A 14,965-nucleotide genomic window follows, 5' to 3' on the forward strand; every position below is an offset into this window, starting at 1 on the left:
GCACGTGCTGACTGCTGGCTGGGGTCAGCCTGCTGAGCAGCGTACCGGTAGTACGTCGACGGGGCGATTGGCAACACCTTGCAAATCGCCCCGTCGACCCCGTAAGACTGGCGGTGCTCATCAATAAACGTCTTCATCGTTTGAACGGGCGGTCGAGCTCCGCCTGGGCAAAANACCGGCAGAACACCCTCTATCATTCGGCACACTTTCAAGACGGCACCCTGAGCCTGTTGGAAGCCAATCCCTATACTCTGCGCCTGCGCGGACGCTTCAGTTTCAGCATGTCATCGATTAATTTCGAAGTGACCAACGGCTTTTTCGACGTACATTGCCGATAAATCAGGTGCGCAGAAAGCGGGCAATCACTTGCGCCGACTCGACCAGGCATTGTTCATGGCTGATACCTGCGACTTTCAATGGTTTGAGGTCGTGATTGGCGGTCGGCAACCAGTGCAGTTGAATAGCGCTGGACAACGCATAACCCTCCACTGCTTCGCGATTACCCAACGCATCGCGCTCGCCCTGAACGATCAGAGCAGGTGTTTTCAATTCAGCCAGATGGGCCACGCGCGGTTTCTCCGGCTTGCCCACGGCATAGAACGGATACCCCAGGCAAACCAGCGCATCCGCCTCGATCTCATCGGCAATCAGGCTGGCCATTCGCCCGCCCATCGACTTGCCGCCAACAGCAAGTCGCCCAGCCACAAAAGGCCTGACCAAGGCATAGACCTCTCGCCAGCATTCCAGCAATTGCGCCTGCGGATTGGGCGGACGCTTGCTGCCGCCGTGACGCCGCAGGGCCATGTAAGGAAACTCGAAGCGCAGGACGCTGACGCCTTGCGCCGCAATATCGGTGGCCATGTGGCTCATGAAATCGCTGTCCATCGGTGCGCCTGCGCCATGTGCCAGCAGCAAGGTGGGCGCCTCCTGCGCGTCTGCCCGCAGGGTGGGCGTCCATAACCAGCCTTTTTCGTTGATCAGTTGCAGCCATTGATCCTTGCCAGTGCCGGGCTGTGGGCCTTTGCTCATGCTTGCCTCGTTCAGATGAATCTCAGAGTAGCCCGCTACTATAACCGCGAATCCTGCGTGAATCGCGCAAGCGCAGAGCGCGTGGACGCACCGACAGGCCCTGCCGGACAGCCACCATTCAGGTCCGCCCGGTTAATCTGCCAAGGTGCACAAGGTAAAAGTACCAAGGCGATGAGCGCCCCAAACCTGACACCGCCGGGCGGTTTCATTGACGGTACTGGCCTCGCACAATTGCAACAGAACCGCTGAGTCGGTCGCCAGAGTCATATGCCTGCTCAGGCCAGTTTGCTGGGCTATGACAGATGCAACCGCCGATTGAACATGCGTGACAGTCTTTGCGCGAGTCCTGATCAACTCGTCTGTACGCGAGGGTCGCCACCGCTTTGCTCCAATCCAGCGGCGATGCGTGAACTCCGCACCCTGCAACGGGGTGCGGAATACTCGCTGACAATACAACGCAGATTATCCGCTCCGCGCTGCGGCTTCCCACACCCTTCTTTCAAAGCTAAACTCGTCGACACACGTCTGCTGCAACCATTTGACGCTCGCTAATGTGCCTGTCTGTTCCTGCCCCTGCCTTTTCGTGTGCCTCGATGCCATTTCCAGCGATGCATCGCCCGAGCCCGATTACGTCTGCGGTCAACATCTGAATCGTGGAAGTCTGGAATGAACACAACAACCAGTCCGACGACCTACAACTACACAGTGGTGCGCCAGTTTGCCATCATGACCGTGGTCTGGGGCGTGATCGGCATGAGCCTGGGAGTGTTCATCGCTTCGCAGCTGGTCTGGCCGGGACTGAACCTGGAACTTGAATGGACTACCTTCGGACGCCTGCGGCCGTTGCACACCAACCTGGTGATCTTTGCGTTCGGTGGCTGCGCGCTGTTTGCCACCTCTTATTACGTGGTACAGCGCACCTGCCAGACACGGCTTGTTTCCGATGGCCTCGCGGCATTTACCTTCTGGGGCTGGCAAGCCGTGATTGTCGGCGCCATCGTGACGCTGCCGATGGGCTACACCACCACCAAGGAATATGCCGAACTTGAATGGCCGGTGGCCATTCTGCTGGCGATCGTCTGGGCCGCCTACGCTGCGGTGTTTTTCGGCACCATCGTCAAACGCCGGACCCGGCATATCTATGTCGCCAACTGGTTTTACGGCGCATTCATCGTGGTGACCGGCATGCTGCACATCGTCAACCACATCTCGCTGCCGGTCAGCCTGTTCAAATCCTATTCGGCCTACGCCGGAGCGACCGACGCCATGATCCAGTGGTGGTACGGGCACAATGCCGTAGGTTTTTTCCTGACCACCGGCTTTCTCGGCATGATGTATTACTTCGTGCCCAAACAGGCCGAGCGCCCGGTGTACTCCTATCGTTTGTCCATCGTGCATTTCTGGGCATTGATCACCCTGTATATCTGGGCCGGTCCGCACCATCTGCACTACACCGCCCTGCCAGACTGGGCACAGTCGCTGGGTATGGTCATGTCGATCATTCTGCTGGTACCCAGCTGGGGCGGGATGATCAACGGCATGATGACGCTGTCGGGTGCATGGCATAAGTTGCGGACCGATTCGATACTGCGCTTTCTCGTGGTCTCGCTGGCGTTCTATGGCATGTCGACCTTTGAAGGCCCGATGATGGCAATCAAGACCGTCAACTCGCTGTCGCACTACACCGACTGGACCATCGGCCACGTACATGCCGGGGCATTGGGCTGGGTGGCGATGATTACCATTGGGTCGGTTTATCACATGATCCCGAAACTTTACGCCCGTCCGCACATGCACAGTGTCGGCCTGATCAACACGCATTTCTGGCTCGCGACCGTCGGTACTGTGCTGTACATCACCTCGATGTGGGTCAATGGCATCACCCAGGGCCTGATGTGGCGTGCAGTGAACGACGACGGCACGCTGACCTATTCCTTCATCGAGACCATGCAGGCCAGTCACTCCGGCTACATCGTGCGCGCCATCGGCGGTGCCATCTTCACCAGCGGCATGCTGTTGATGGCCTACAACGTGATACGTACAGTGCGAGCCTCTGACCCGCAGGCGGCCGAGGCCGCTGCGCGCATTGCCGTCGTGGGAGCGCATTGATGAAACATGATGTGCTCGAAAAAAACATCGGCCTGCTGGCGTTCTTTATGGTTATTGCCGTGAGCATCGGCGGGCTGACGCAGATCGTCCCGCTGTTTTTTCAGGATGTGACCAATCAACCGATCGAAGGCATGAAACCACGCAGCGCGCTGGAGGTAGAAGGCCGCGATGTATTCATCGCCAATGGTTGCGTAGGCTGCCACTCACAGATGATCCGGCCATTACGCGCCGAAACCGAACGCTACGGGCATTACTCGGTGGCGGGCGAAAGCGTCTGGGACCATCCGTTTCTATGGGGTTCCAAACGCACCGGGCCGGACCTGGCCAGGATCGGCGGTCGCTACTCGGATGAGTGGCACCGTGTGCACCTGAATAACCCTCGGGACGTGGTCCCAACGTCGATCATGCCCGCCTATCCGTTTCTGGCCGAGAAAAAGATCGACAGCACGCAGACGGCAAAAAAGCTGCAAGTGCTGCGTAACCTTGGCACCCCGTACACCGACGCGGACATCGCCGGTGCGGCCGCCGCCGTGCAGGGCAAGACTGAAATGGACGCGCTGGTGGCCTTTCTGCAAGGCCTCGGCACGCTCATCAAGAGCAAACGGTGAACATGATGGACATCGGAATGATTCGAGGCCTTGGCACACTGGTCGTGATGGTTGCGTTCATCGGCCTGATGCTGTGGGTGTTCAGCCCTGCCCGCAAGGCGCACTTCGACGATGCGACCCTGTTGCCTTTCGCAGATGACCCCGAGGCCATAGGCAGGGTCGAGCGCGCCAGGGCTGAACGGGAAGATCAACCATGAGTACGTTCTGGAGCCTGTACGTCGCGGTCCTGACGCTGGGCACAATCATCGCCATGCTCTGGCTGCTGCTGTCCACGCGCAAAGGTCAGCCCGACGAACCGACAGATGAGACCGTCGGCCATGCGTTCGACGGCATTGAGGAGTACGACAACCCACTACCCAGATGGTGGTTCTATCTATTCATAGCGACCATCGTTTTTGCGCTGGGGTATCTAGTCCTGTACCCGGGCTTGGGCAACTGGAAGGGTTTGCTGCCCGGTTACGACTATCGGGACAAGGACAGCAAAGTGCAATTCTCCGACGGCCAGCAAGGCTGGAGCAGTGTCCACGAATGGGAACGGGAAGTGGCCGTTGCCGAGGCCCGCTATGGCCCGCTGTTCGCCAAATACGCCGCCATGCCCGTCGAGGAGGTAGCCAAAGACCCACAGGCGCTGAAAATCGGTGCTCGCCTGTTTGCCTCCAACTGCTCGGTCTGCCACGGCTCTGACGCGAAAGGCGCCTACGGCTTTCCCAATCTGACCGATGCCGACTGGCGCTGGGGCGGCGACGCTCAGGCGATCAAGACGTCGATCATGGCCGGGCGCATGGGCGTGATGCCCGCCCTGGGCGAAGTGCTGGGCGAACAGGGTGTGCGTGATGTGTCGGCCTACGTGCTGACCCAACTGGACGCCCGGCAGTTGCCCGAAGGTGCCAAAGCTGACCCGGTCGCGGGCCAGACACTCTGCGTTGCCTGTCACGGGCCAGAAGGCAAGGGAATGCCGATTCTCGGCGCGCCGGACCTGACGCATCCCGACGCGTTTATCTACGGTTCCAGCTTCGCGCAGTTGCAGCAGACCATTCGCGATGGCCGCCAGGGCCAGATGCCCGCTCAGCAGGTACTGCAAGGCAATGACCGGGTTCACATTCTGGCTGCCTATGTTTACAGCATGTCCCGCCAGGAGAAGTCACCTGAATCCAGATGACGCGGCTCGATTAGCGCGTGGTTGTTGCATTCTGAAAGAACAAATTCGTTGTAGTTACATCTCTACATGACTAGACTCCCTCACGACCACAATAATCTGTCTACTCATTCTGGAAGTCGCGCACATGACCACTACCCTCTCCAGCCGTGAATTCAATCAGGACACCAGCGGGGCCAAGAAGGCCGCGAATGAAGGCCCCGTGTTCATTACCGACCGAGGTCGCCCGGCCCATGTGCTGCTTTGCATCGAGGATTACCTGAAGCTGACCGGCAGCGCAGCAAGCATCGCCGACATGCTGATAATGCCCACTGACATCGATATCGAATTCGAGCCTCAGCGTGCCGTGATCACCCCGCGACAGGTTGATCTGTCCTGATGTTCCTGCTCGACACCAACGTGGTTTCAGAGCTCAGAAAGCGCACTGCAGACGCCAACGTGCTTCGCTGGTCGCGAACACAGATGGCCTCCAGCCTGTTCATCTCGTCCATCACGATTCTTGAGCTCGAAACAGGTATCCTGCGTATCGAACGCCGCGACCCGGCACAGGGTGCAGTATTGCGAATGTGGCTTGACCAGCATGTATTGAAAGCGTTCGCCGGTCGTATCCTGACAGTCGATACTCAGGTCGCAAGGCGCTGCGCCCAACTGCATGTTCCCGACCCGCGCAGCGAATGCGATGCGTTGATCGCGGCTACTGCGCTGGTGCATGGCATGACTGTGGTCACACGCAACACAATCGATTTTCAGTCGTGCGGGGTCGCGCTGCTCAACCCCTGGGTCAGCCAGTTGAATGAAGAAGCGGCCGTTTACTCACGTGCGTCACGTTGAACGCGGATGTAAACCTGCCTGACCTGTATCGGCCCGGGCTACTCCACCGCCGCTGGACCCATCAATGAGCAACCAGATTCCAGTACACGACATCACACCGCCATCCGAAAAAAGCGGCGAATTCATCGACCTCTATGCCTCGCGCGAGAAAATCCACACCCGCGCGTTCAAAGGTCTGTTTCGCAATGTGCGCATGTTGGGCGGTGCCGTGTTGCTGCTTATCTTTTTTGGCACGGTCTGGCTCAATAAAGGTGGGCACCAGGCGGTCTGGTGGGACCTGCCGCAACGCAAGTTCTACATCTTCGGCGCGACGTTCTGGCCGCAGGATTTCATCCTGTTGTCCGGCATTCTGATCGTTGCAGCCTTCGGGCTGTTCTTCATCACGGTCTATGCCGGACGGGTATGGTGCGGCTACACCTGCCCGCAAAGCGTCTGGACCTGGATGTTCATGTGGTGCGAGAAAGTCACCGAGGGTGACCGCAACCAGCGCATCAGGCTTGACCATGCCCCGATGAGCACCGGCAAACTGGCGCGCAAGCTCGCCAAGCACAGCCTGTGGCTGCTGATCGGCTTTGCCACGGGCATGACCTTCGTGGGTTACTTCTCTCCCATTCGCGACTTGTGCATTGATCTGTTCACGGGCGAAGCGGATGGCTGGGCGTATTTCTGGGTCGGCTTCTTCACCCTGGCCACTTACCTCAATGCAGGCTGGCTGCGCGAGCAGGTGTGCATCTATATGTGCCCCTACGCGCGGTTCCAGAGCGTGATGTTCGACAAGGACACGCTGATCATCTCCTACGACCAGAATCGTGGCGAAGCCCGAGGCCCGCGCAAGAAGGAGGCTGATCCTCAGGCACTGGGGCTGGGTGACTGCATCGACTGCACGATGTGCGTGCAGGTCTGCCCGACCGGCATCGACATTCGTGACGGCCTGCAGGTGGAATGCATCAGCTGTGCGGCGTGCGTCGATGCCTGCGATACAGTCATGGACAAGATGGACTACCCTCGCGGCCTGATTCGCTACACCACCGAACACAATCTGTCCGGGCAGCGCACCCGCACCTTGCGCCCGCGCCTGATCGGTTATGCACTGGTTCTGTTGCTGATGATCGGGCTGCTGATCGCGGCCTTCTGCATGCGTGGGCTGGTGGGTCTGGAGGTCAGCAAGGACCGTATGCTTTTTCGGGAAAACGCCGAAGGCCGTATCGAAAACGTCTACACCGTGAAAGTGATGAACAAGGATCAGGTGGATCACGACTATGTGCTGGAGGCCAGCGGCCTGCCCGACCTGAAACTGCAGGGCCGTCGGGAAATAAACGTCCCGGCAGGCGAGATCGTCAGCCTGCCGGTGGAGCTCTCCAGCGCGCCCGAAAAGCTCCCGGCACACAGCAACGAAGTCACCTTTACCCTCAAGGACATCGACAGCGACACACATGTCGACACCCAAAGCCGTTTCATCGGCCCACCTCTTCGTTAAGAGCACCGTCATGCCCGTTGCGACTGCTGCAAGCCCTTGGTACAGGCACCTCTGGCCATGGATCATCATCGCCATTCTGACCTGTTCGGTGACGTTGAGCCTGTCGATGGTGTTCATTGCAGTCACCAACCCTGACCCGCTGGTTACCGATAATTACTACGAGGCCGGCAAAGGCATCAATCGCTCGCTGAATCGGGAAGTGCTTGCGCAAAACCTCAAACTGCACGCCCGTGTACATCTGGACGAGTTGACCGGCGAAGTCGAGCTGCGCCTGAGCGGCAACAGCAACCCGGAGCGTCTGGAGTTGAACCTTATTTCGCCGACGCGCCCTGCCAGTGATCGCCGTGTGTTCCTGACCCGCAGCCCGTCTGAACCGGGCCGTTACATCGGGCAGTTGCAAGACCGGGTCGAGGGTCGGCGCTTTGTGGAACTGCTGGGTGTCGAAGGCGACCAGACCTGGCGTCTGTTAGAAGAAGAGCAGGTCGACGCTGCTGACCTGACCCTGGGCGACGAACCCCTGCAAGCCGCGCAACGCCGGAAAGACTGAACATGGCGACGTTGCCCCGCGCCACTCCAATGCGCTGTTACCACTGCGACCTGCCCGTGCCGGCCGGCGGCCGTTTCACGGCGGTTGTGCTCGGTGAACCCCGGGAGCTTTGCTGCCCCGGCTGTCAGGCGGTGGCCGAGGCCATAGTCGCCAGCGGCCTGGAAAGCTATTACCGCCATCGTAGCGAGGCCTCGGCCAACCCGGAAAGCCTGCCCACGCAATTGATCGATGAACTGGCACTCTACGACCGCCCTGAAGTGCAGGCGCCGTTCGTACGCCACGAAGGCGATTTGTCAGAAGCCACTTTGCTTGTCGAGGGCATCAGTTGCGCAGCCTGCGGCTGGTTGATCGAAAAGCGCCTGAGCCGCTTGCCCGCAGTGGCCGAAGCGCGCATGAACCTCTCCACCCATCGCCTGCACGTACGCTGGCGCGGCGACCAGCTTGCCCTCAGTCAACTGCTGAGCGAGCTGCACGCAATTGGTTATGTCGCTCACCCCTGGCAGGCCGATCGCGCCGCCGAACGTCTGGCAAGTGAAAACCGTCTGGCGTTGCGGCAACTGGGCGTCGCTGGCCTGCTGTGGTTTCAGGCAATGATGGCAACCATGGCCACCTGGCCGGAGTTCAACATCGACCTCAGCCCGCAGATGCACACCATCCTGCGCTGGGTGGCGCTGTTTCTGACCACTCCGATCGTGTTTTACAGTTGCGCACCGTTCTTCCGCGGTGCGTTGCGCGACCTGCGCAGCCGTCAACTGACGATGGACGTCTCGGTGTCGCTGGCAATAGGCGCGGCTTATGTCGCCGGCATCTGGACTGCGGTCACCGGCGCTGGCGAATTGTATTTCGATGCGGTAGGCATGTTTGCATTATTCCTGCTGGCCGGACGCTACCTGGAGCGCCGCGCCCGCGAGCGCACAGCGGCAGCCACGGCGCAGCTGGTCAACCTGCTGCCTGCCTCATGCCTGCGCCTTGGTGACGATGGCCAGAGCCAGCGCATCATGCTCAGCGAACTGCGTTTGACCGATCGTATATTGGTGCGCCCCGGTGCGGTGATCCCGGCTGACGGCAGGATCCTCGAAGGTCATTCCAGTATCGATGAGTCACTGCTGACCGGCGAGTACCTGCCACAAGTGCGCAGCGCGGGCGATGCGGTCACCGCAGGAACGTTGAATGTCGAGAGTCCGCTGACCATTGCCGTGTCGGCGCTGGGTCAGGAAACCCGTCTTTCGGCCATTGTCCGCCTGCTCGAGCGCGCCCAGGCGCAGAAGCCCCGTCTCGCGCAAATCGCCGACCGGGCTGCACAGACCTTTCTACTGTTTTCGCTGATGGCGGCGGCGCTGATCGGCGTTGTCTGGTGGCAAATCGACGCATCCCGTGCATTCTGGATTGTCCTGGCAATGCTCGTTGCCACCTGCCCCTGCGCGCTGTCGTTGGCGACACCGACCGCGTTGACAGCAGCCACCGGCACGCTGCACAAGCTTGGTCTGTTGCTGACCCGAGGTCATGTACTGGAGGGCCTGAATCAGATCGACACAGTCATCTTCGACAAGACCGGCACCCTGACCGAGGGACATCTGGCGCTGCGCAGCATTCACCCGCTACGCGAACTGGACGCCAGCCGCTGTCTTGAGCTGGCGGCGGCGCTGGAAAACCGTTCCGAGCACCCTATTGCCCGCGCCTTTGGTCGAGCGTCAAGGGCCGCCGAAGAGGTGCACAGCACACCGGGGCTAGGGCTGGAAGGACGCGTTGACGGGAAACTGCTGCGCATCGGCCAGGCGCCGTTCGTCTGTGCGCCGAGCGGCACTGAACCGCCGGTGATCACTGATGAGTCCGGCCAGTGGCTATTGCTGGGCGATGCGCAAGGGCCGCTGGCCTGGCTGGTACTCGACGATCGACTGCGCGACGATGCCGGCACCTTGTTACAAGCCTGCAAGGCACGAGGCTGGAAAACGCTGCTGCTGTCCGGAGACAGCTCACCGATGGTCGCCAGTGTCGCGCAGGCGCTGGGGATAGACGAAGCGCGTGGCGGTATGCACCCGGACGACAAGCTGGAGGTGCTGCGGCAACTTCAGGCTCAGGGACGCAAGGTGCTGATGATCGGTGACGGGGTGAATGACGTCCCGGTCATGGCCGCTGCCGACATCAGTGTGGCAATGGGCTCGGCCACCGACCTTGCAAAAACCAGCGCTGACGCCGTGCTGCTGTGCAACCGTTTGCCGGTGCTGATCGACGCACTGAATCTGGCCCGACGTACGCGCAGGGTCATTATCGAAAATCTGCTCTGGGCCAGCCTGTACAATGGCCTCATGCTGCCATTCGCGGCACTGGGCTGGATCACCCCGGTATGGGCGGCCATCGGCATGTCGCTCAGTTCATTGACCGTAGTGCTCAACGCCTTGCGCCTGACCCGCATGCCGCGCCGCGCCCTGACGTCACAACCTGCCCCGGAGGTTTCATGCCCGCGCTTTACATCATGATCCCTGCTGTGCTGCTGCTGGTGGGTGTCGCGATCTACGTGTTCTTCTGGGCGGTGGACAGCGGCCAGTACGACGATATGGAAGGCCCGGCGCACAGCATATTGTTCGATGATCCGCCGTCAGTGGATCATGCCCGGCCAGAACAGCAACGGCCTGGCGCTGACGAGAAACACGATGTTTGAACTTGCTTCGACGCTGCTCTCGGCGTTCATTCTCGGGCTGCTGGGCGGCGGCCATTGCCTGGGGATGTGTGGCGGCCTCATGGGAGCGCTGACACTGGCCATTCCCAAGGAACAGCGCAGCCGTCGATTCCGGCTGCTGCTGGCCTATAACTTTGGGCGCATTCTCAGTTACACGATTGCCGGCCTGGGTTCCGGGCTGGTCGGCTGGGCAGTCGCGCAAAGTCCGCTGGCAACGGGTATGCGGGTCATCGCCGCAGTGTTGCTGATCGTGATGGGGCTGTATCTGGCTGGCTGGTGGAGCGGGCTGACGCATATCGAGCGCCTGGGCCGAGGACTGTGGCGATACCTGCAACCGCTGGCCAGTCGCTTGCTGCCGGTGTCCAGCCTGCCCCGCGCCTTGTTGCTCGGCGCGCTGTGGGGCTGGCTGCCCTGCGGGCTGGTTTACAGCGCCCTGCTCTGGGCCGCCAGCCAGGGCAATCCTCTCCATAGCGCCTTGCTGATGCTGGCCTTCGGGCTGGGCACCTGGCCCGTTCTGCTGGCCACCGGACTTGCCGCCGAGCGCACCACTGTCCTGCTGCGCAAACGAGGTATTCGCATGGCCGGAGGGTTGCTGGTGATCGTGTTTGGCCTCTGGACCTTGCCGGGGCCGCATCAGCATTGGCTGATGGGGCACTGAGGCCGGGCAGCTCACACCGCTTGATCCACGTCAACGCCCGCCCTTGAGCGCCTGCGTATGCTCGCGACATCGCCAGCCTGACCGGGAAACGTGCGCATGCTTGACGCAATTCGTTGGGATTCAGACCTGATCCATCGCTATGATGTGGCAGGACCGCGCTATACGTCCTATCCGACAGCAGTGCAACTTCACACACAAATAGACGCATTTGAACTGCTGCATGCTCTGCGGGAAAGCCGCAAGGCGTTGCGCCCGCTGTCGCTCTATGTGCATCTGCCCTTCTGCGCGAACATTTGTTACTACTGTGCCTGCAATAAGGTCATCACCAAGGACCGCGGACGCGCCCAGGCTTACCTGCAGCGGCTCGAACACGAAATACAGATGCTCGCCTGCCACCTGGCACCCGGTCAGGTAGTGGAGCAACTGCACCTGGGCGGCGGCACGCCGACCTTCCTGAGTCATGCTGAACTGCGTCGGTTGATGGCGCAGCTGCGCGCGCATTTCAATTTGCTGGAAGATGACTCCGGCGACTATGGCATCGAGATTGACCCTCGCGAAGCGGACTGGTCGACCATGGGCCTGCTGCGCGAGCTGGGTTTCAACCGGGTCAGCCTTGGCGTGCAGGACCTGGACCCGACCGTGCAACGGGCGATCAACCGCATGCAAAGCCTGGAGGAAACCCGCGCCATCGTCGAAGCCGCCCGCACGCTGCAGTTTCGTTCTGTGAATATCGACCTGATCTACGGACTTCCCAGACAAACCGCGCAAGCCTTCAGCCGCACAGTGGATGAAATCATCGAATTACAGCCCGACCGGTTATCTGTGTTCAACTACGCCCACCTGCCGGAACGCTTCATGCCGCAGCGGCGCATCGACACGGCCGAACTGCCGGATGCCCGGAGCAAACTGCTCATGCTCGAGCGCACCGTCGAGCAGCTGGGCAACGCCGGTTATCGCTACATCGGCATGGACCATTTCGCCCTGCCCGACGATGAGCTGGCTATCGCCCAGGAAGACCTGACCCTGCAACGCAATTTTCAGGGCTACACCACGCATGGTCACTGTGATCTGATCGGGCTGGGCGTCTCGGCCATCAGCCAGATTGGCGAGCTGTACAGTCAGAACAGCAGCGACCTGAGCGACTATCAAAGGCTGCTGGACAGCGACCAGCCAGCAACCAGACGAGGGCTGATGTGCAGCGATGACGACCGGATAAGACGCGCAGTCATTCAGCAGTTGATCTGCCACTTCATGCTGGATTTCGCCGAGATTGAAAAAGCATTCTCCATCGATTTCAGAGACTATTTCAGCGACGCATGGCCACAACTGCTTGGCATGGCGGAGGACGGGCTGATTGCGTTGAGCGCCGCGGGAATTGAAGTGAAACCGTCAGGCCGGTTGCTGGTGCGTGCTGTGTGCATGGTCTTCGATGCGTACCTGACCCGGCAGAACAGGCAGCAGTTCTCCCGGGTGATATGAGCAGCGGCCTGGTTCTACATTTTGGCCAGAACCAGCATGCCCGCCTTGGTCTTGTCGGCGTCGCTGGAGTTCAGGCTGTTCATCAGCGACGACAAATCGGCCGTGGAATTGCTCACCTGCGCCTGCAATGTGGTGAGCACGGTCTGTAGCGCCGCGGCCTTGGTGCGGCGCTCCTCGGGACTCAGACTCGGGTCCTTCAGAGCCTTCTGGATCTGCTCCATGGTTTCCGCGATCCTGCGTTGAAGCTCGCGAATAGCCTTGAGGATCTTCTGCACGGAAGCCGGCAGGCCGCTCTGCTCGATATCGGCATTTCTGGAAGACGACGCAGCGGCAGCCTTGCCTGCTGACGACAGATTGACTTCAACACCCTTTGCCTCACCGGCAGGCGTCTCGACGCTGCTTTCGCTGGCCTGGCTGCTGTACGTAATCTGCGAGGTCGCAGTACGTATCGTAATACTGTTGATCAACGGAAGTGTCGTTGACATGCCAAGGCATCCTTGTTCATCCGAGGGAATACAGGCTTATCGGCAGCCGCTCTGGAACCTTGATGGTACAGAAGGCTTTGTAGGCTGGCCCCGACAAGCAAGGGTGAGGTACCCTTACGGCTTATGTGTGTTTTCCCACAAGGAATTAAGTGATGTCCGAGCCAGTAAAGTTGCGCGCTCAAAACCAGGCTCACTGCAAGGATTGCAGTCTCGCTCCACTCTGCCTGCCCCTCTCATTGAACACGGAAGATATGGACTGCCTTGACCAGATCGTCAAACGGGGCCGTCCGCTGAAAAAAGGCGAGTTTCTATTCCGTCAGGGAGATACCTTCGAGTCGGTCTATGCAGTACGCTCCGGCGCGCTGAAAACCTTCAACATCAGTGACAACGGCGAAGAACAACTCACCGGCTTTCATCTGCCCAGCGAACTGGTCGGAATGTCAGGCATGGACGCCCAGGCTTACCCGGTCTCGGCGCAGGCACTGGAAACCACTTCAGTGTGCGAAATACCATTTGAACGCCTGGATGAACTGTCGGTGCAGTTGCCGCAACTGCGTCGCCAGTTGATGCGCGTCATGAGCCGCGAGATTCGCGAAGATCAGCAAATGATGCTGTTGCTGTCGAAGAAGACCGCCGATGAGCGTATTGCCACGTTTCTGATCAATCTGTCTGCGCGCTTTCGGGCCAGAGGTTTCTCGGCCAATAAGTTTCGTCTGAGCATGTCGCGCAACGAAATCGGTAATCACTTGGGCCTGGCCGTCGAGACGGTGTCGCGGGTATTCACCCGGTTCCAGCAAAACCAGTTGATTGCTGCAGAAGGCAAAGAGATTCATATCCTCGCCCCGATCGAGCTGTGCGCGCTGGCGGGCGGCGCAATGCAAAGCTGATACGTGCGATCTGTGGCGGGTCGGCTTAAACTATCGGCCAAACCTGCCATGGATCCCCCTGATGACTTTCGATCAATCGAACTTCAAGTCCCTGATACGCCCGGTCATAGACTTTCCCAAGCCGGGCGTGGTCTTTCGCGACATCACTCCCCTCTTTCAGTCGCCCAAGGCTACCCGTCAGGTAATCGACAGCTTCGTGCAGCGCTATATAGAAGCCGATTTCAGCCATATCGGCGTCATGGACGCGCGTGGTTTTCTGATTGGTTCGGTGGTGGCGTATCAACTGAACAAGCCGCTGGTGCTGTTTCGCAAACAAGGCAAATTGCCTGCCGACGTACTCTCCGAGGCCTATCAAACAGAATACGGCGAAGCGTATCTGGAAGTGCATGCCGACAGTCTGTGCGAAGGTGACTCAGTCATCATGTTCGATGACCTGATCGCGACGGGAGGCACGCTGATCGCCGCCGCCAACCTCATCCGCCGCATGGGCGCCGAGGTACATGAAGCCGCTGCGATCATCGACCTGCCGGAACTGGGTGGCTCAAAGCGTCTTAACGACCTGAAGATCCCGACGTTCTGTCTGACCGAGTTTGCGCTGGACGAGCAGTAAGGGCGCAGGGACTGAGTTACAGGTTCCAAACTCTCCAGCGCTCACGGCTATCGTAAATGCGCTTTTTTATCGCGATGGCACTGACGACGCAGAGTGCGACGTTAGTGACGGCTCAGTCCTGGCGCTGATCCGGGGGTAGCCTGGCAGGACGCCAGGCTAGCCGCACCGGGCCATGAATGGCCCGTTGCGGCGACCCCCGGATCAGTGACAGGACGAAGGAACCCGACGAAGTCGGGCCGGAAACAGGAGCGAGGGGGTTTGGTTACTTTGGCCCGTCAAAGTAACTCGCCGAGGGGCGAAAAGGTGACCTGAGTCGAACCTCAATGCATCTGAAGTCGCAGAACCGCCGTGTGACGCAGAGCGTCACGAACTGCATTACCACGCGGAGTGGTATGCCCCCCGAAGGTTGGAC

General features: G+C 59.9%; 16 protein-coding genes, 1 pseudogene and 1 other annotated feature. Of the genes and pseudogenes, 14 read left to right on the forward strand and 3 right to left on the reverse strand.

Translation table 11 applies throughout. From position 1 onward, the window contains the following. Window positions 1-173, reverse strand: a pseudogene (locus tag AO277_RS04530) (IS3 family transposase); the annotation flags it as partial. Beyond that, window positions 60-181: a sequence feature (AL1L pseudoknot), on the reverse strand. (Overlaps the previous pseudogene by 114 nt.) A gap of 158 nt (window positions 182-339) precedes the next feature. Next, complete coding sequence (locus AO277_RS04540; RefSeq protein WP_002554245.1) at window positions 340-1,029, reverse strand: alpha/beta family hydrolase; 690 nt, start codon at window positions 1,027-1,029, stop codon at window positions 340-342. A gap of 666 nt (window positions 1,030-1,695) precedes the next feature. Between AO277_RS04540 and ccoN the strand changes: the two genes are divergently transcribed. The 12 genes from ccoN to hemN all read left to right on the forward strand — a co-directional run bounded on the left by ccoN (window position 1,696) and on the right by hemN (window position 12,571). Further along, window positions 1,696-3,138, forward strand: a complete 1,443-nt coding sequence (gene ccoN / locus AO277_RS04545; protein WP_002554246.1) for a cytochrome-c oxidase, cbb3-type subunit I — start codon at window positions 1,696-1,698, stop codon at window positions 3,136-3,138. Next, the gene (ccoO, locus tag AO277_RS04550) at window positions 3,138-3,746 is read left to right on the forward strand and encodes a cytochrome-c oxidase, cbb3-type subunit II (protein ID WP_044319636.1); all 609 of its coding nucleotides are present in this window, start codon (window positions 3,138-3,140) and stop codon (window positions 3,744-3,746) included. The genes ccoN and ccoO overlap by 1 nt, the downstream gene beginning before the upstream one ends. 5 nt (window positions 3,747-3,751) lie before the next feature. Next, window positions 3,752-3,943, forward strand: a complete 192-nt coding sequence (locus tag AO277_RS04555) for a CcoQ/FixQ family Cbb3-type cytochrome c oxidase assembly chaperone (RefSeq protein ID WP_002554248.1) — start codon at window positions 3,752-3,754, stop codon at window positions 3,941-3,943. Further along, the gene (gene ccoP, locus AO277_RS04560; RefSeq protein WP_044319635.1) at window positions 3,940-4,905 is read left to right on the forward strand and encodes a cytochrome-c oxidase, cbb3-type subunit III; all 966 of its coding nucleotides are present in this window, start codon (window positions 3,940-3,942) and stop codon (window positions 4,903-4,905) included. The genes AO277_RS04555 and ccoP overlap by 4 nt, the downstream gene beginning before the upstream one ends. A gap of 124 nt (window positions 4,906-5,029) precedes the next feature. After that, window positions 5,030-5,281 (forward strand): type II toxin-antitoxin system prevent-host-death family antitoxin, encoded by a 252-nt coding sequence (locus tag AO277_RS04565; RefSeq protein WP_002554250.1) that lies wholly within the window; start codon window positions 5,030-5,032, stop codon window positions 5,279-5,281. Beyond that, the gene (locus tag AO277_RS04570) at window positions 5,281-5,733 is read left to right on the forward strand and encodes a type II toxin-antitoxin system VapC family toxin (protein WP_002554251.1); all 453 of its coding nucleotides are present in this window, start codon (window positions 5,281-5,283) and stop codon (window positions 5,731-5,733) included. Before AO277_RS04565 ends, AO277_RS04570 begins: the two co-directional genes overlap by 1 nt. 64 nt (window positions 5,734-5,797) lie before the next feature. After that, window positions 5,798-7,210, forward strand: coding sequence for a cytochrome c oxidase accessory protein CcoG (gene ccoG, locus AO277_RS04575; RefSeq protein ID WP_044319634.1), 1,413 nt, complete (start codon window positions 5,798-5,800; stop codon window positions 7,208-7,210). 10 nt (window positions 7,211-7,220) lie between these two features. Then, window positions 7,221-7,757 carry a FixH family protein gene (locus AO277_RS04580; protein WP_044319633.1) on the forward strand — a complete coding sequence of 179 codons (537 nt, stop codon included), beginning with the start codon at window positions 7,221-7,223 and terminating at the stop codon, window positions 7,755-7,757. Between the two features lie 2 nt (window positions 7,758-7,759). Beyond that, complete coding sequence (locus AO277_RS04585; protein WP_044319632.1) at window positions 7,760-10,234, forward strand: heavy metal translocating P-type ATPase; 2,475 nt, start codon at window positions 7,760-7,762, stop codon at window positions 10,232-10,234. Further along, window positions 10,213-10,416, forward strand: a complete 204-nt coding sequence (ccoS, locus tag AO277_RS04590; protein WP_044319631.1) for a cbb3-type cytochrome oxidase assembly protein CcoS — start codon at window positions 10,213-10,215, stop codon at window positions 10,414-10,416. Before AO277_RS04585 ends, ccoS begins: the two co-directional genes overlap by 22 nt. Further along, window positions 10,409-11,092, forward strand: coding sequence for a sulfite exporter TauE/SafE family protein (locus AO277_RS04595; protein WP_044319630.1), 684 nt, complete (start codon window positions 10,409-10,411; stop codon window positions 11,090-11,092). Before ccoS ends, AO277_RS04595 begins: the two co-directional genes overlap by 8 nt. A 96-nt stretch (window positions 11,093-11,188) precedes the next feature. Next, complete coding sequence (gene hemN, locus AO277_RS04600; protein ID WP_044319629.1) at window positions 11,189-12,571, forward strand: oxygen-independent coproporphyrinogen III oxidase; 1,383 nt, start codon at window positions 11,189-11,191, stop codon at window positions 12,569-12,571. Between the two features lie 14 nt (window positions 12,572-12,585). On the opposite strand, the gene AO277_RS04605 is transcribed toward hemN, so the two are convergent. Beyond that, complete coding sequence (locus tag AO277_RS04605; RefSeq protein ID WP_002554258.1) at window positions 12,586-13,056, reverse strand: hypothetical protein; 471 nt, start codon at window positions 13,054-13,056, stop codon at window positions 12,586-12,588. Window positions 13,057-13,208: 152 nt separating this feature from the next. Between AO277_RS04605 and fnr the strand changes: the two genes are divergently transcribed. Next, on the forward strand, window positions 13,209-13,943 hold the full coding sequence (fnr, locus tag AO277_RS04610) for a fumarate/nitrate reduction transcriptional regulator Fnr (RefSeq protein ID WP_002554259.1): 735 nt from the start codon (window positions 13,209-13,211) through the stop codon (window positions 13,941-13,943). Window positions 13,944-14,004: 61 nt separating this feature from the next. Next, entirely contained in the window at window positions 14,005-14,553 is a 549-nt protein-coding gene (locus AO277_RS04615) for an adenine phosphoribosyltransferase (RefSeq protein ID WP_002554260.1), read from the forward strand. The last annotated feature ends 412 nt before the right edge of the window (window positions 14,554-14,965 follow it).

This window comes from Pseudomonas amygdali (assembly GCF_002699855.1).
In the GTDB taxonomy this organism is placed as follows: Bacteria; Pseudomonadota; Gammaproteobacteria; order Pseudomonadales; family Pseudomonadaceae; genus Aquipseudomonas; species Aquipseudomonas amygdali.